This window comes from Dactylosporangium sp. NPDC000555 (assembly GCF_040300025.1).
In the GTDB taxonomy this organism is placed as follows: domain Bacteria; phylum Actinomycetota; class Actinomycetes; order Mycobacteriales; family Micromonosporaceae; genus Dactylosporangium.
The window spans coordinates 12,726-28,443 of sequence record NZ_JBEPDB010000032.1; the positions used below are offsets into that span (position 1 = coordinate 12,726).

Below are 15,718 nucleotides of genomic sequence, written 5' to 3' on the forward strand. Positions count from 1 at the left end.
TGTACAGGATGATGGCATTCGCGGCGGTCGCCGCGCTCAGCATGACGGGCTGCGCCGCCGTCGGCACGGCACCGGCGACCCTCGGCTACGCCGCGGACCGGCCGCCGGTCACGATCGACTTCTGGTACATGCCGGCCGGCGGCCCGATCCAGGACCAGGCCGTCATCAAGGAGACGCAGGAGTTCCACGCCGCACACCCCAACATCACCGTCAACCCGGTGCGGGTGAGCTGGGATGATGCGCTCACCCGGATCAGCACCGCCTCGACCAGTGGGGAGGGCCCGGACGTCACGCAACTCGGCACGACGTGGGTGGGCGGGTTCAGCGCGCTCGGCGCGCTGCGCCCCTACACCGCCGCCGAAATCGCCGCGGTCGGCGGGCAGGACGCATTCGCGGCCGCCAGCTGGAGCTCGAGCCACCGTGCCGGATCGGCCGAGATCACCGCGCTGCCGTGGCTGGTCGACGCCCGGGCGCTGCTCTACCGTACCGATGTCCTGGCCCAGGCCGGTATCGACCCGTCCACGGCGTTCGCCACCTGGGAGTCCTTCGAGGCCACCCTCAAGAAGATCAAGGACTCCGGCGGCCCGGTCCAGCCGCTGGCGATCGGCACCCAGAACACCTTCGGCACCATCCACAACATCGCGCCGTTCATCTGGAGCGCCGGCGGGGACCTGCTCGACGAGTCCGGCACCCGGTCACGGCTGGCCGAGCCGGCGGCCGTCGACGCGGTGAGCTACTACCAGCGGCTCGTCGCGCTGTACGACGACCCGAAGGCGATGCCGCTGTCCTCCGTCGACATCCCGGCCGCGTTCGCCGCGGGGACCGGCGCGGTCACCATCGACAGCTCCCAGGCGGTCGCGGACTTCCTCGACGACCCGGACCGCGCGGGTCTCAAGGCCGGCTGGGCGACGGCCCCGATGCCCGCCGGCAAGAACGGCCGCTTCGGCTTCCTCGGCGGGTCCAACCTGGCCATCCTCAAGCACGCCAAACACCCGCAGGCCGCCTTCGAGTGGGTCCGGTTCCTCACCGGCAAGCAGAGCCAGCAGCGGTACGCCGTGAACTCCGGTTTCTGGCCCCCGCGCACGGAGGCGGTGGCGGGCACCAGGCTGGCGACCGACCCGGCGTACGACGCCTTCCGCGAGATGATCGACCACGGCCGCACGTACCCCTCGGTGCCGGCCTGGATCACCGTGGAGACCGTCATCGCCAAGGACTTCGCCGAGCTGTGGCGCGCACCGGGCGCGCTGTCGCGCGAGCGGGTGCAGGCGATCCTGACCAGGACCACGGCCGACATCGACACCGCGCTGCAGGACAAGAACGCGACGGGCATCGGCCGATAGCCGTGCCGCGTACTGCGGCGACCCGGGGGTAGCCAGTGGGTCATGCCGGGTGCTGCACCTGTTCCCAGCCGGTGGTCGGTGCTGTCGAACACCACGCTCGGCATGCTGCTGGCCACCGTGAACAGCTCCATCATGATCATCTCGCTGCCGGCGGTCTTCACCGGCATCCACCTGGACCCGCTCGCCCCCGGCAACGTGAGCTACCTGCTGTGGATGCTGATGGGCTACCTGCTCGTCACCGCGGTGCTGGTGGTCAGCCTCGGGCGGCTCGGCGACATGTACGGGCGGGTGCGCATCTTCCGCGCCGGCTTCGTCGTGTTCACCGCCGCCTCGGTCGCGCTGGCGCTCACCCCGGCGGGCGGGCGCGCCGGGGCGCTGTGGCTGATCGGCTGGCGCCTGGTACAGGGCGTCGGCGGCGCGATGCTGATGGCCAACTCCACCGCGATCATCACCGACGCGTTCCCGCCGCGGCAGCGCGGCACCGCGCTCGGTGTCAACCAGGTCGCCGGCCTCGCGGGCAGCTTCATCGGGCTCGTCCTGGGCGGGCTGCTCTCGGCGTGGCACTGGCAGGCGATCTTCTGGGTCAGCGTCCTGGTCGGCACGGCCGGCGCGCTCTGGGCGTATCGCAACCTGCGCGTCACCGCGCCGCCGCCGCACGACGTGCGGGTCGACTGGCTCGGCAACGTGACCCTAGCGACCGGCCTGACCCTGCTGCTGGCGGCGATGACGTACGGCATCCAGCCGTACGGCGGGCACACCGAGGGCTGGACCAACCCGCTCGTGTTCGGCGGCCTGGCCGCCGGTTGCGCGCTGCTGGTCGCCTTCTGCGCGATCGAGACCCGGGTGCCACAGCCGATGTTCGACCTGCGGCTGTTCCGCATCCAGGCATTCTGGGCAGGCAACGCCGCCGCGCTGCTCAACGCGATCGCCCGGGGCGGGCTGCAGTTCATGCTCATCATCTGGCTGCAGGGCATCTGGCTGCCCCTGCACGGCTACGACTTCGCCGAGACCCCGTTGTGGGCCGGCATCTATCTGCTACCGCTCACGATCGGCTTCATCGCGGCCGGCCCGGTCTCCGGCCACCTGTCCGACCGGTACGGCGCCAAGCTCTTCGCCACCGGCGGCCTGGTCCTCATGGCCCTGACCTTCGTCGGCCTGCTGCTGATCCCGGTCGACTTCCACTACCCGGCGTTCGCGGTCCTGCTGCTGCTCAACGGGGTGGGCTCGGGGCTGTTCTCCGCCCCGAACACCACCGCGGTGATGAACGCGGTACCGGCGGCGCAGCGCGGCGTCGCGTCCGGCATCCGGGCCACCTTCCAGAACGCCGGCATGGTGCTGTCCATCGGGCTGTTCTTCTCGCTGCTCATCGCCGGGCTGTCCGACTCGCTGCCGGCCACGCTGCACGGCGCCCTGGCCGCCGAGGGCGTCCCGGGGCCGGCGATCGACCGGGTCACGGCCGTGCCGCCGGTGGGCATGATGTTCGCCGCCTTCCTTGGGTACAACCCGCTCGCCGCCCTGCTGAACGCCGCCGGGGTGCTGCATTCCCTGCCCGCCGCCACGGTGGCGACGCTGGCCGCCCGCACCTACCTGCCCGGGGTGCTGGCCGGCCCGTTCCACCAGGGGCTCGTCGTGGTCTTCGTGCTCGCCGCCGCCCTGTCCGCCGCCGGCGCGGTGGTCTCCCTGCTGCGCGGCGGCGCGTACATCCACGCGGACGAGCACGTCCACGACGAGCAGCTCTGCCTGGACTGCGACTGCACCTGACACGGAGGGGGACGCACACCACGGCCGGTACTCCGCGGTTCGGGTTGCCTTCAACGGCCAGTCGCCAGTGGCGACGATGGAAGCTCGAACGGCGACGCAGGCCTCCGTCCGGCAGGTGAAGACGGCCGGAGTACGGCCGAAGAACGGTGTTGCCCTCTCCTGCGCTGATCGCTAAGGTCGGCCGGGTGACTGCCGGGTCGGCCTTGGGCCATGCACGAGTGAGTTTCCCGGCCTCGGCGTGAGCGCGAGGCGGGCACGAGGCCCGCCCCCCTTCTCCGCGTCTTTGCTCCCTGCGCCCGCGCGCGGCGCCCGTTCCAACGGATCCCAAGACCGGAGACACGCCACTGATGCCCTATGCCCAGCAGTACCCGCATGAATTCGAGCTGCCGACGGTCGGCGTGCAGCTGAACCACACCGCCGTCTACGCAAGCGACCGGTACCTGTCCGCGGAGTTCCTCGCCGCGGTCCTGGGCCTGAAGGTCGGCGCCCCGTTCGGGCCGTTCCTGCCCGTTGACCTTGGCAACGGCGTGACGCTCGACTACTACGAGAAGAGGGACGAGCCGATCCAGTCACAGCACTACGCCTTCCTCGTGCCTGACGAGCAGTTCGACGCCGCGATCGCCCGTCTGGAGGCGATCGGGGTCACGTACTACGCCGACCCCGACCACACCGACCCCGGCAACGTCAATGGCCTATTCGGAGGCCGTGGCGCCTACTTCGACGATCCGGACAGCCACAACATGGAGATCATGACTCGGCCCTACGCCCGCCCCTAGGCTGCGACCGAGCTGTGATCAAGTGTGGAGGCCGGCGAGGTAACCTTCCGGGGTTTTGTCGTACCGGGTCGCGATACCTCGCCAGGCCTTCAGCTTGTTGATCAGGCGCTCGACGGTGTTCCGCTCCTCGTACAGGTCCGCGTCGTGGCCGACGGGGCGGCCACCCTGGGGCCCTCTTCTTCCGGTTGGCGGCCTGGTCCCTCTTTTCCGGAATGACGGCCGTGATGCCGCGTCTGCGCAGGTGGGAGCGGTTGCCCCGGGACGAGTAGGCCTTGCCCCCGGCGACCGCGTCGGGCCGGGTGCGAGGGCGGCCGACGTCGGTCGCCTGAGCCGGTGGGTGCGCCGCTGACCGGCCACACCGGCTGGGTCCAGGCGGTGGCGGCGGTGCCACTGCTGGACGGATCGACGCTGCCGGCCTCCGGCAGTCTGGTTCGCCCTGTTCGGCGAGCCGTTCCCGGCGCCGTCCGCGCAGACCGCCGCCGAGGCGCTGTCCGCGCTCAGCACCGGCAGCATCACTTCCACCGGCCGTGCCGCGACCTCGCAGCGCGGCGCGCAGGCGAACCGGCCGGCGAGGGCATGGCGTTCCCGGTGAGCGCGGTGCACGACGGCCATGCAGCCGCGGCGAACCACCTCCTGGGCCACGCCGACGTGTTCGGCGTGGCCCAGGCCACCGGCCGGACGGGGCCGTCGGCGCCGCCCCGCCGCGCGCATGTCCCTTCCACGACGCTGGAATGCGGTCGCGTTCGCGCAGGCAGGGGTGTCTTGGGTGTCCCACGGTGTCCCACGCCCGGCGCGCGCCGGGGCCCCGCGATGGTCCGATCTCTCCCGTCAGCGACAAACGCCTGCAAGGAAGACACGACATGAGCTCACACGTCACCGCCACCCCGCGTCGGCTGCGCCTGACCCTCAACGGCGTCCTGTGGACCCTGCAGATCGTGTGGGGCTTCTTCTTCGCCGGCAGCGGCTTCGGCAAGGTGCTGCTCTACGACGCGGACCTGTACGCGGCGGCACCCCGGGCGGTGGCCTGGTACGCCGCAGTGCCGCAGCCACTCATCGTCTTCATCGGCATCTGCGAGGTCCTCGGCGGCATCGGCCTGATCCTGCCGGCGGTCACCAGGGTCAGGCCCGCCCTGACCCCACTCGCCGCGGCCGCCCTCGCTCTCACCATGCTCCTCGCGGCCGGCTTCCACATCATCCGCGGCGAATACGAACTGGTGCCGGCCAACACCGTGCTGGGCGGCGTGTCCGCGTTCATCGCGGTAGGACGCCGGACCCAGCGGCCCACCGAGCCCGGGCCCCTCACCACCCGTCGCGCCGTCATGTCGGCCGCCTTGCTGGTGGCGATGGTACTGACGATGTTCGTGCCCACCTGGTACACGATGACCCACACCCAGTTCTGACCAGCCCCGACCACAAAGGCGAGGGAGCCCCTGCCCTCCGGCAGGGGCCGTGTCAGCTGTCGATCCGCCGGTTCGCCCTGGAAGACCTGGCCTACGGCCCGGTGACGAGCCCCAAAGGCGCCACGGTCCTGCTGAGCCTGGCCGCCACGAACCGCGACCCGTCGGTCGTCGACGACCCTGACGTGTTCCGCCTGCGCCGCCCGAGCGCGCCGCACCTGGGCCTTGGCCACGGTCCGCACCACTGCCTCGGCGCGGCGCTGGCCATCCTGAAGACCGACGTGGCCGTCGGTGAACTGCTTCGACGCCACCCGCGCCTGACCCTGGCGGAGCCGTCTGACGGCCCCGCGTGGCGCCGCTCGTTCCGCAGCCGGTCCCTGTCGACGCTGCGCGTCACGTTGCAAGGCTGAAACGGGCCGCACCCAAAAGGGGACCGGCATCCACGGGGGAAGACGCCGGTCCCATCGGGCACTTTACGGCACATGATTCCATTCGTAAAGGTCTATTTATGTGAACCGCCGTCCCCCACGGCTCCGCTCATCGAGCCGCTCCGCCGAGGTCGAGCGAGCGGCCGATGATCTCCTTCATGATCTCTGTGCTGCCCGCGTAGATCCGGCTGACCCGCGAGTCCATGAACGCCCGCGCGATCGGGTACTCGAGCATGTACCCGTAGCCGCCGTGCAACTGGACGCACGCGTCGACGGCCCGGCCCTGCATTTCGGTGGTCCACCACTTCGCCTTCGCCGCGTCGACCGCCCCGAGCGTGCCGGCGTTGAGCTCGAGGACGCACCGGTCGACGAAGTGCTGCGCCAACTCGATCTCGGTCGCGATCTCGGCGAGCCGGAACCGGGTGTACTGCAGCGCGCCGATGGGCGCGCCGAACGCCCGCCGCTCCCGCACGTATTCGACGGTCCAGCGCAGCGCCGCGGTCGCCTGTGCGACCGCCGACACCGCGATGGACACCCGCTCTCGCACCAGGTTGCCGGTGAGGCTGGCGAACCCTGACCCCTCCTCGCCGAGGAGGTTGGCGACCGGCACGCGGACGTCGGAAAAAGTCAGCTCGGCCGTGTCCTGGGCGTGGTGGCCGATCTTGTCCAGGTTGCGGCCGCGTTCGAACCCCGCCGAGTCTCTTTCGACGACCAGCAGGCTCAGGCCGCGGTGGGGGTGCTCGCCGGTGCGCACGGCGACGATGACGAGGTCAGCGTTGATGCCATTGGTGATGAAGGTCTTCGCACCGTTGACGACGTAGCAGTCGCCGTCGCGGACCGCGGTGGTGCGGATGCCGGCGAGATCGGAGCCCGTGCCCGGCTCGGTCATCGCCAGTGCGGTGATCGTGCGTCCGGAGGCGACGCCAGGCAGCCACCGCAGCCGCTGTTCACCGGTGGTGAGCCGCAGCAGGTACGGCAGCACGATGTCCGCCTGCAGCGACGGTCCGGCCATCGCCGGCCAGACCGCGGCGTGCGCCGACTCCTCCAGCATGATGGCGTTGTACCGGAAGTCATCGACACCCTCCCCGCCGTACTCGGACGGAACGGCGGCGAACATTCCAAGGTCCGCGGCGGTCGTGAACAGTGCCCGAGGGACGATGCCCGCACGTTCCCATTCGGCGTAGTTCGGCACCACCTCTTTGCGCAGGAATGTCTGAACGCTGTCGCGGTAGGTTTCGTGGTCGTGGTCGTAGAGCACCCGACGCATGGTGGCGACCTCCCCTTCAGATCGTCAGCCCACCGCTGCACACGACGGTCTGTGCACTGATGTAGTCGGACTCGGGCAGGCAGAACAGGTAGACCGCGCCGGCGGCCTCCGCCGGGGTACCGGCGCGACCGAGCGGGATCGCCTGTTCCATGGCAGCGAGCAGCTGCGGGTTCACGCCGACCTTGATCTCGCGGCCCTCGACGGCGATGGTGCTGCCGCCCCCGGCTGCCGTCTCGGTGAGCCTGGTCGTGACAAAACCGAACGCGACGGTGTTGACTGTGACGTTGTACCGCCCCCACTCCTTCGCGAGGGTCTTCGTGAGACCGGTGATCCCCGCTTTCGCGGCTGCGTAGTTGGCCTGGCCGACGTTGCCGCTCAACCCGGCCACCGACGAGATGTTGACGACCTTGCGGCACGGCACTGGTTCGCCGGCCTCCCGGGCGCGCTTGACCGCGGCGGCGATGACCGGCTGGGCGGCTCGCAGGATCCGAAACGGCGCCTTGAGGTGGACGTCGAGGATCGCGTCCCACTGTTCGTCGGTCATCTTCTGCACAACCGAGTCCCAGGTGTAGCCGGCGTTGTTGACGATGACGTCGACACCACCGAATTGCTCGACCGCGGTGCCGACGAAACGCTCCGCGAAACCGGCCTCGGTGACGCTGCCGGGACAGGCGATGGCGGTACCGCCGGCCGCCGTGACGTCAGCGACCGTCTGTGCCGCCGGCTCGGCATCGAGGTCGTTGACGACGATGCTGGCGCCGTCCGCCGCCAGCTTGCGCACGATCTCCCGGCCGATCCCGCGCCCGCCGCCGGTGACCAGCGCGACGCGACCGTTCAGCTTGCCCATGTCGTGGTGCCCTTCTCTGATGTGCGATGTTCAGCGGTCGGCGGGACGGTAGGCGGTCACGACCGCAGCGCCGCCGAGGCCGATGTTGTGGGCGAGTGCCACGGCGGTGCGCTCGGCGGCGGCCGGGACCTGCCGCGCCCCGGCGGCGCCCCGCAGCTGCCAGGTGAGCTCGGCGCACTGGGCCAGACCGGTGGCGCCGAGCGGGTGGCCTTTGGAGATGAGGCCGCCGGACGGATTCACCACCCAGCGGCCGCCGTACGTGGTGTCGCCGGCATCGACGAGCTTGCCGCCCTCGCCTATGGCGCACAGGCCCAGCGCCTCGTAGGTGAGCAGCTCGTTGGTGGCGAAGCAGTCGTGAAGCTCGATGACGCTGAGGTCCTGGGGCCCGATGCCGGCCTGGTCGTACACCGCCTGCGCGGCGGCCCGGCTCATGTGCGCACCGACTAGCGCGGCCGCTGTGCCGTCGAAGGTGTCCTCGAAGTCGGTCACCATCGCCTGACCCACGATCTCGACCGCCTGCTCGGCGAGGCCGTGCCGGTCCACGAAGGACTCGCTCACGAGTACCGCGGCCGCCGAGCCGTCCGAGGTGGGCGAGCACTGCAGACGGGTGAGCGGCTCCACGATCCCTGGTGAGGCGAGCACCTCCTCGAGGGAGAACTCGCGCTGGAACTGGGCGTAGGGGTTGTTGACCGAGTGCCGGTGGTTTTTCACCGCGATCCGGGCGAACTGCTCGACCGTCGTGCTGTAGCGCTCCATGTGCTCGCGGCCGGCCTCGGCGAACATCCACGGCGCCATCGGGCGGCCGGGGCCGCGCAGCCGCTCCAGCTCGCGTACGTGCCGACCCAGCGGCAGCGCGCGGTCGGCGTAGTGCTCCGACAGCGAACCGGACGCCATCTTCTCGAAGCCGACGGCCAGGACACACTCGGCGGCGCCGCTGCGCACCGCGCGGGCGGCGAGCCAGAGCGCGGTGGAACCGGTGGCGCAGTTGTTGTTCACGTTGGCGATGGGGACACCGGTCAGGCCGAGTTCGTACACGGCGCGCTGACCACTGGTGGAGTCGCCGTAGACGTATCCGGCGTAGACCTCCTGCACCTCGCCGTAGCCGACCCCGGCGTCCTGCAGGGCCGCAGTGCCGGCCTCGCGCGCCATGTCCGGGTAGTCCCAGTCCTCCCGCCGGCCCGGCTTCTCAAACTTTGTCATGCCGACGCCGATGACGTACGCCTTGTTGCTCATCGTTGCCTCCCTACGGGTCTCAGGCGGTGTACTCCGCCAGACCGTCCTTGATGACCTGCGCGCCGTCGTCGGAGACGGTCTCGAAGCAGTAGCGGTTCCCCCCGATGCGCCACGCGTTCGTCGTGATCGCGCGGCCGGGGAAGGCGGGTGCGCTGAACCGCACCGCCAGGCGCCGCAGCCGGGTGGGGTCACCGAGGCCGGTCCCGCCGGCGAGCGCGTGCGAGGTGAATGCCATCGTGCACAACCCGTGGACGATGACGCCGGGCAGGCCGACCTTCCGGGCGAAAGCGTCGTCGAGGTGAACGGGCATGAAGTCGCCCGACGCCTCCGCATACCGTCGTGGCTGATCCGTGTCGATGTGCTGGGTGACGGCCAGCTCCGGAACGTCGGCGGACGCCTGCGGGTCGGCGCTGTGGTCCGGGGCCGTGTGTCCGGCGTCGCCGGAATGGGTCGCGCCGCGGAAGAAGCCGGTGAAGTACTGCTCGTTGACCGGGTCGCCGGCGGCGCCGGTCGTCTCCAGCAGCGTCGTGACGGCGACGCCGGAGCTGCGCGCGTGCACGCCGATGACCTGGGCCCGGCACCGCAGCAGGTCGCCGGGCACGATCGGCCGGGTGACGTGGATGTCGTGCCGGCCATGCAGGATCCGCGATGCCGCCTCGGGCGGTGCCACGCCCAGCGTGGCCTCGGCCATTACCTCGAACCCGGGCACGACGGCGAAGACCGGGGGCGCGACGGTGCCGTCGACATGCTGCGGGGTCAGGTCGTTTGTCGCCGCCGCGTAGGCCGCGATGCGGTCGCGGGTGACGGGGAACTCTACGATCCTGCTCCAGGAGCCAAGCTGCTCGATGGTGAACACACCAACGAACCTAGGAACTGGCCGGAGCTTCGAGGAGTACCGCCGCTAGCGGAATCCATGACCGCAGCGCGCATGACACGCACGAGCCGATAGCGTGGCAGCGTGGCAGCTTCTCCAATCCCCCGCATCGTCGTGCGGCGCCTGCTGGTCATCGCCGAGCGGCGCGGGCTCGACCCCGCGCTGCTGCTGCGCCGCACCGGCATCCCGGCCGACGCCATGCGCGGCGGCGTGGCGCCGTTGACCGTCACGCAGGCAGCGGAGCTGACCCAGGAGCTGTGGATCCTCACCGGTGACGAGCTGTTCGGGCTCGGCCCGCCGGCCCCGCTGGGCTCCTTTCAGCTCATCATGCGCTCGGTGATTCACGTCGACGACCTCGGCGAGAGCCTGCAACGGCTCGTCAGCGCCAGCCGCGTGCTGCCCGGCCTGACACCGCTGTCGGTCGAGATCGACGGCCCGCTGGCCCACATCGAGATCGACACCACCCAGGTGGACGACCCGGACCATCTGGTCGCCGAACTGATGGCGACGCTGATCCACCGCGTGCTCGGCTGGCTGGCCGGCCGACGCATCCCCCTGCGGGCGATGCACCTGCCGTGGCCCGCACCGGACTACGCCGCCGAGTACGAGCCGGTGTTCGGGCTGACACCGACATTCGGCACCGACCGGCTGACACTGACCTTCGACGCCGCGCTGCTTCGCACGCCCGTGGTCCGCGACGAGCCGGAGTTGGCCGACTACCTGAACGACCAGCCGCGGACGTGGTTCGCGACACGGGACTACGGCGTGACGGTCGCCGACCACATCCGCCGCATCCTCGAACAGGGCCTGCGCGGTCACTGGCCGACCTCCGACGAGATCGCCGCACGGCTGAACGTCAGCACCCAACACCTGCGGCGCCTGCTACGCCAACACGGCACCTCGATCGGCCAGATCAAGCAGGAGATCCTCCGCGACACCGCAATCGCCAGCCTGCGCCGCGGCGACGAGTCCGTAGAGAGCCTCGCCACCCGCCTCGGCTTCTCCGAGGCGAGCGCGTTCCGCCGGGCGTTTCGCCGCTGGACCGGACAACCACCGGCCGAGTTCCGCGCCCTCGCGCGGGGCGCGGCGCCGTCTCCGCCGTCCGGCATCGCCCAGTCGTAGCCTCCGCAGAACCATCTACCGGAGGTCTCTTCAGCTATCGACTACGCCACGCCGGGACCCACCCGGCTACCGAAGCCGATGCCTCCTGGTCCCGTTTCACGCGCGGTTCGGTCCTTCAGCCTCGTTCGGACGCACACCAGCATGTGGGGAGCCACGTGAGATTCCTGACACAGAATCGAACGTTGACGTCTCGGCATTCAGGAGGTCGGGTCCATGTACAGCGACGCTTCGACGGGGACTATGGCCAGTCTCTGCGAGTTGTTCCAGCACACCGCAGCGGCGCACGCCGGAGAGGTGGCGTTGCGCGCCAGTGACGGCAGCGTCGAGTTGACCTGGCATGACTACGCCGAGCGGGTGCGCACGATCGCCGGCGGGCTCGCCTCGTTGGGGATCGGGCGCGGCGACGTCGTCGGGATCATGCTGACGAACCGGCCGGAGTTCCATCTAGTGGACATGGCCGTGCTGCACCTGGGCGCCGCACCGTTCTCCGTGTACAACACCAGCTCCGTCGAGCAGATCAGCTACCTGTTCCGCAACGCCCGCAACACCGTGGTGGTCACGGAACGCCAGTTCGTCGACCGGATCAAGGCCGCCGGCGGCTCGGCGGAGGACATCGTCTGCGTGGACGGTGACGCCGACGGGGCGATCGCGCTCGCCCGCCTGGAGCGGCAAGACGGTGCAGGATTCGATTTCGACAAGTCGTGGCGGGCCGTGGAGCCGACCGATCTCGCTGCGCTGATCTACACGTCGGGCACGGTCGGCAACCCCAAGGGCGTCGAGATCGAACACCACGCGTTGCTGGCGAGCTTACGCGCCGGATGTCGCATCCCGGAGATCGCTGCGGGCGCGCGCAGTGGGGGGCGGCTGATGTCGTACCTGCCCGACGCCCATATCGCCAACCGGTACTACAGCCACTATCTGTCACTGGTCGACGGCGCGTCGATCACGACCGTGCGCGAACCGTCGACCGTGGCCCAGGTGCTGCCGCAGACCCGGCCGACGATCTTCGGCGGCGTGCCCGCATTCTGGTACAAGCTGCGCGCGATGATCGAGGGCCTCGTTGCGGACCCCGCGAAGATGACGCCGACTGCGCGCGAGGCGATCCACGCGCGACTGGGGCTGGATGCCGCGAGCATGCTGATCGCCGGAGCCGCGCCGATCGCGCCGAAGACCATCGAGTATTTCCAGTCCCTCGGCATCGAGGTGTGCGAGGGATGGGCGATGTCGGAGACAGCGGCCGCAGGGACGATCAATCGCGTGGGTCGCAATCGGCCCGGCTCTGTGGGCTTGCCGATGGACGGCCTCGAAGTCCGGGTCGCCCCCGACGGCGAGTTACTGATCCGGTCGGCCGCGCTCATGCGCGGGTATCGCGGCGATCCGGAACGCACCCGGGAGGCGCTGATCGACGGCTGGTACCACACCGGCGATATCGGCCAGATCGACGACGAGGGCTGCGTGCGGATCATCGACCGCAAGAAGGACCTGATCATCAACTCGTCGGGCAAGAACATGTCGCCCGCGAATATCGAGGCCGCTGTGCAAGCGAGCCTGCCGCTGGCCGCCAGCATCGTCGCGGTCGGGGAGGCCCGGCCGTACGTCGTGGCGCTGCTCACCCTCGATCCCATCGCCTTGGCCGCCTTCGCGCACTCCCGGGGCATCGTCGCCGACGCACCGGCCGATCTCGTGGCTCACCCGGAGGTCACCCGCGAGGTGGCTGAAGCGATCGACCGCGCGAACAACAGGCTCTCACGCACCGAACAGATCAAGTACTTCCGTATCCTCGCCGGCACGTGGGCACCGGGCGGCGACGAGTTGACGCCGACCAACAAGCTGCGCCGCCGGTCGATCGCGGGCAAGTACGCAACCGAGATCGACGCGCTCTACGTGCGCGGCCGGCAGGCGCCGGGCGAAGTGTCGCACCACGCACTGGCGCAGCAGGCCCAAAACACGGAGGTGAATGGGAAGTGAAACTCGGCATCAGCCTCGGCTACGCCGACCAGGCCGACCTGGCGGCCGCCGACTCCCTTGTCGCGCAGGCGCAGGAACTCGGCTACGAGTCGATCTGGAGCGCCGAGGCGTACGGGGCCGACGCCTTGACACCACTGGGCTGGCACGCCGCCAGGACGCGCGATCTGAGGCTAGGCACCGGGATCGTCCAGATGTCGGCGCGCACTCCGACGGCCACGGCGATGGCCGCGATGACACTCGACCACCTCAGCGGCGGCCGGATGGTCCTCGGACTCGGCGTATCGGGCCCACAGGTCGTCGAAGGCTGGTACGGCCAGCCTTACGCCCGCCCGCTCGAGCGCACCCGCGAGTACATCGGGATCGTGCGCAGCGTCATGGCCAGGCAGGTGACCGTCGCCGAGGGCCGGCACTACACGCTGCCGTATCGTCCGGGCACCGGGCTTGGCAAGCCGCTGCGTTCGTCGCTGAGACCGCTGCGGCCGACCATTCCGATCCTGCTCGGGGCCGAGGGTCCGTTGAACGTGGCGCTGGCCGCCGAGATCGCAGACGGCTGGATCCCAGCGTTCTACTCCCCCTACGACGACCTGGTCCACCGCGCCAGCCTCCAGGAGGGGTTCGCCCGGCGCGGCGGCGCACCTGACGATTTCGAGATCGCGAGCCTGGTGTCCGTCGAGTTCGGCGAACTCGAGCAGGCCGCCGACCGGGTTCGGCCCCTGCTGGCGCTCTATATCGGAGGCATGGGCGCGAAGGGGGCCAACTTCCACTACAACGCCTTCGCGCGGCTCGGCTTCGAGGACGAGTGCCGCCGCATCCAAAGCGCCTATCTCGACGGGCACCACGCCGAGGCGATCGCGGCGGTGAGCACCGCCATGGTCGAGAAGGTCGCACTGGTCGGCCCGCCGGAGAAGGTGGCCGACGAACTGGCGGCCTGGCGCGAGTCCCTCGTGACCACACTGATCGTGGTGAACGGCCGCGACAAGCTACAGACACTCGCCAAGATCGCGAACTGACAGCCGCAGCACGAGGCCCGGCGACGCGGTCGCCTGCATGCACCACGCCGCACCAACGCCGTTCATGTGAGCAGCCTCAAAGTCGCGGGACAGTCCGACGTGACGGCCGAAGGACGTACGCGAGCGGAACGATCGTCGCCGAAATCCCCCCGCAGATCAGCCAGACCCATACATATGCCCCGACGGTGGGAGCATCAGTCCCAGTAATCACGAGCGAGCTGAGGATCGTTGCGAAGAGCGCGGTCGAGAGTCCCCCACCCAAGGTCTCAAGCGACTGACCGACGCTGGTGATGGCGCCACGCTCCGTCGGTTCCGCTGCTGCGCTCAGGACGGCGGGCCACATGGCCTGCGCGATACCTTGGCCAGCGAACTGAACCGTCAGCGCCAATGCGAACGACGTCTTCGACTCGTGGAACGCGATCATCGAGGCGAAGCCGAGAACTAGCAGCACGCTACCGACGACGAACGCTACGCGCTCCCCCACAAACGCTGCCAGACGGGCCGCGCACAGGGCTGCGATGAAGCCGACGATCACGCACGGCGCCAGCAGTTGGGCGATGTCCCTGATCGACATGGACAGGCCGTACCCCAGCTTGTCGGCAGGGCTGGCCATGAACGTGACCGCCGCTGTCTGGGCGCCGTACTGGGCAACGCCGAACGCGAAAGCGATGACAGCCGGCGGGAGCACCCGGCGGTTGGCCATCGCACGAACATCGATCAGTGGGTGGCGCGTGCTCGCTTCGAACCGAACCCACCCTGCCACCACAAGAAGACCAGCAATCAGAAAGCCCGCGGTCGACGGGGCCGCCCATCCTGATACCTCCACCCGACTGAGTCCGAGGACGACGCAACCCAGTCCGACAACCAGCAGGATGGCTCCCGGGACGTCCACGCTCCGGCGAGCCCGGACCACGGACTCAGGAGCGGCCAGGACGAGTGCGGCAGCAGTGGCGTACACCACGGCCGAGATCGCCAGGGCGGTCTGCGTTCCATGCTCGGCCTTGCTGAGGCTTGCCGCTGACAGCAGGCCGAGGACCGCACCGAAGAGCAGCGAACCCGCCAAAGCCGTGATGACGGTGTGCCCTCTGGTTGTGGGGAGCCGGTCTCGCACGAGGGCTGGTCCCAGAGCGAAAAGGCTCCCGATCGCGCCCTGCATGGCGCGCCCGATCAGCATGGCGGCGAAGCTGGTAGCCAAGGCCAGGAGAACTCCGCCGATCGCCGTCATGGCCACTGCGAGGAAGAGTATGCGGCGGTGACCGAACATATCGCCCAGTCGGCCCACGATGGGAACGGCGACGACCGTACACAGCAACTGCGCCGAAGTGAGCCAGTTGAGCTGACCGGCGGAAACGCCGACGAACTTAGACAAGTCCGGCAGCACGGCCAGAAAGGTGCCAGACCCGAATCCAAGGGAGAGCGCCACCATGACCAACGCGAGCGTGAGCCTCAGGGTCTCGGCGTTGCCGGCGAGCGCGGGATCCGGTTGCGAGCTGGCCGTCGGTGCTGAGCGGATCGAATCCGTCATGGACAACCTACCTGAGCTGGATGATCGATTCCAAGGGACACGGGACAGGGTGCAGACGCGAGGGCGTCCATGATCGACGTTGCCTTGGCCACGAGACCATTGAGGCAACGTGCACGTCTTGGAAACCCTCGCGACCGCACTCTACGTCAGCATCGACGACAAGTTGATCA

Annotated in this window: 13 protein-coding genes and 1 pseudogene; 8 read left to right on the plus strand and 6 right to left on the minus strand. The window is 69.7% G+C overall.

From position 1 onward, the window contains the following. The first annotated feature begins 8 nt into the window (after positions 1–8). From ABT297_RS20365 to ABT297_RS20375, 3 genes are all read left to right on the plus strand, one after another. Positions 9–1,340 (plus strand): extracellular solute-binding protein, encoded by a 1,332-nt coding sequence (locus ABT297_RS20365; RefSeq protein ID WP_350551707.1) that lies wholly within the window; start codon positions 9–11, stop codon positions 1,338–1,340. Positions 1,341–1,382: 42 nt separating this feature from the next. Continuing rightward, positions 1,383–3,101, plus strand: coding sequence for an MFS transporter (locus tag ABT297_RS20370; RefSeq protein ID WP_350551710.1), 1,719 nt, complete (start codon positions 1,383–1,385; stop codon positions 3,099–3,101). A gap of 347 nt (positions 3,102–3,448) precedes the next feature. Further along, complete coding sequence (locus tag ABT297_RS20375; RefSeq protein WP_350551712.1) at positions 3,449–3,877, plus strand: VOC family protein; 429 nt, start codon at positions 3,449–3,451, stop codon at positions 3,875–3,877. An 18-nt stretch (positions 3,878–3,895) separates the two neighbouring features. Here the strand turns inward: ABT297_RS20375 and ABT297_RS20380 are convergent. Next, positions 3,896–4,190, minus strand: a pseudogene (locus tag ABT297_RS20380) (transposase); the annotation flags it as partial. Positions 4,191–4,737: 547 nt separating this feature from the next. Between ABT297_RS20380 and ABT297_RS20385 the strand changes: the two are divergent. Together ABT297_RS20385 and ABT297_RS20390 are read left to right on the plus strand one after the other, a co-directional pair. After that, entirely contained in the window at positions 4,738–5,277 is a 540-nt protein-coding gene (locus tag ABT297_RS20385; protein WP_350551714.1) for a DoxX family protein, read from the plus strand. A 62-nt stretch (positions 5,278–5,339) separates the two neighbouring features. After that, positions 5,340–5,684, plus strand: a complete 345-nt coding sequence (locus ABT297_RS20390) for a cytochrome P450 (RefSeq protein WP_350551845.1) — start codon at positions 5,340–5,342, stop codon at positions 5,682–5,684. Positions 5,685–5,811: 127 nt separating this feature from the next. Here ABT297_RS20390 and ABT297_RS20395 read toward each other — a convergent pair whose 3' ends face one another. Genes ABT297_RS20395 through ABT297_RS20410 form a run of 4 tightly spaced genes read right to left on the minus strand, consistent with a single transcriptional unit; the run spans position 5,812 to position 9,905 of the window. Next, positions 5,812–6,969, minus strand: a complete 1,158-nt coding sequence (locus ABT297_RS20395; RefSeq protein WP_350551715.1) for an acyl-CoA dehydrogenase family protein — start codon at positions 6,967–6,969, stop codon at positions 5,812–5,814. 16 nt (positions 6,970–6,985) lie between these two features. Next, a complete protein-coding gene (locus ABT297_RS20400) occupies positions 6,986–7,816 on the minus strand; it encodes an SDR family NAD(P)-dependent oxidoreductase (protein WP_350551717.1) in 831 nt (276 codons plus the stop codon). Between the two features lie 30 nt (positions 7,817–7,846). Beyond that, positions 7,847–9,049, minus strand: a complete 1,203-nt coding sequence (locus ABT297_RS20405; RefSeq protein WP_350551719.1) for a lipid-transfer protein — start codon at positions 9,047–9,049, stop codon at positions 7,847–7,849. Positions 9,050–9,068: 19 nt separating this feature from the next. Continuing rightward, on the minus strand, positions 9,069–9,905 hold the full coding sequence (locus tag ABT297_RS20410; RefSeq protein WP_350551722.1) for a MaoC/PaaZ C-terminal domain-containing protein: 837 nt from the start codon (positions 9,903–9,905) through the stop codon (positions 9,069–9,071). A gap of 102 nt (positions 9,906–10,007) precedes the next feature. On the opposite strand from ABT297_RS20410, the gene ABT297_RS20415 reads away from it, so the two are divergent. From ABT297_RS20415 to ABT297_RS20425, 3 genes are all read left to right on the plus strand, one after another. Then, the gene (locus tag ABT297_RS20415; RefSeq protein WP_350551724.1) at positions 10,008–11,045 is read left to right on the plus strand and encodes an AraC family transcriptional regulator; all 1,038 of its coding nucleotides are present in this window, start codon (positions 10,008–10,010) and stop codon (positions 11,043–11,045) included. Positions 11,046–11,258: 213 nt separating this feature from the next. Then, a complete protein-coding gene (locus tag ABT297_RS20420; protein WP_350551726.1) occupies positions 11,259–13,013 on the plus strand; it encodes an AMP-dependent synthetase/ligase in 1,755 nt (584 codons plus the stop codon). Next, positions 13,010–14,023 carry an LLM class F420-dependent oxidoreductase gene (locus ABT297_RS20425; RefSeq protein ID WP_350551729.1) on the plus strand — a complete coding sequence of 338 codons (1,014 nt, stop codon included), beginning with the start codon at positions 13,010–13,012 and terminating at the stop codon, positions 14,021–14,023. Before ABT297_RS20420 ends, ABT297_RS20425 begins: the two co-directional genes overlap by 4 nt. Positions 14,024–14,099: 76 nt before the next feature. Here ABT297_RS20425 and ABT297_RS20430 read toward each other — a convergent pair whose 3' ends face one another. Beyond that, complete coding sequence (locus tag ABT297_RS20430; RefSeq protein ID WP_350551732.1) at positions 14,100–15,548, minus strand: MFS transporter; 1,449 nt, start codon at positions 15,546–15,548, stop codon at positions 14,100–14,102. Between the last annotated feature and the right edge of the window lie 170 nt (positions 15,549–15,718).

What these genes read in the sequence shown, in the direction of transcription:
- ABT297_RS20365 (WP_350551707.1), top strand. Translation starts at nt 9, where the DNA reads ATGATGGCATTCGCGGCGGTCGCCGCGCTCAGCATGACGGGCTGCGCC.
- ABT297_RS20370 (WP_350551710.1), top strand. Translation starts at nt 1,383, where the DNA reads ATGCCGGGTGCTGCACCTGTTCCCAGCCGGTGGTCGGTGCTGTCGAAC.
- ABT297_RS20375 (WP_350551712.1), top strand. Translation starts at nt 3,449, where the DNA reads ATGCCCTATGCCCAGCAGTACCCGCATGAATTCGAGCTGCCGACGGTC.
- ABT297_RS20385 (WP_350551714.1), top strand. Translation starts at nt 4,738, where the DNA reads ATGAGCTCACACGTCACCGCCACCCCGCGTCGGCTGCGCCTGACCCTC.
- ABT297_RS20395 (WP_350551715.1), bottom strand. Translation starts at nt 6,969, where the DNA reads ATGCGTCGGGTGCTCTACGACCACGACCACGAAACCTACCGCGACAGC.
- ABT297_RS20400 (WP_350551717.1), bottom strand. Translation starts at nt 7,816, where the DNA reads ATGGGCAAGCTGAACGGTCGCGTCGCGCTGGTCACCGGCGGCGGGCGC.
- ABT297_RS20405 (WP_350551719.1), bottom strand. Translation starts at nt 9,049, where the DNA reads ATGAGCAACAAGGCGTACGTCATCGGCGTCGGCATGACAAAGTTTGAG.
- ABT297_RS20420 (WP_350551726.1), top strand. Translation starts at nt 11,259, where the DNA reads ATGTACAGCGACGCTTCGACGGGGACTATGGCCAGTCTCTGCGAGTTG.
- ABT297_RS20430 (WP_350551732.1), bottom strand. Translation starts at nt 15,548, where the DNA reads ATGACGGATTCGATCCGCTCAGCACCGACGGCCAGCTCGCAACCGGAT.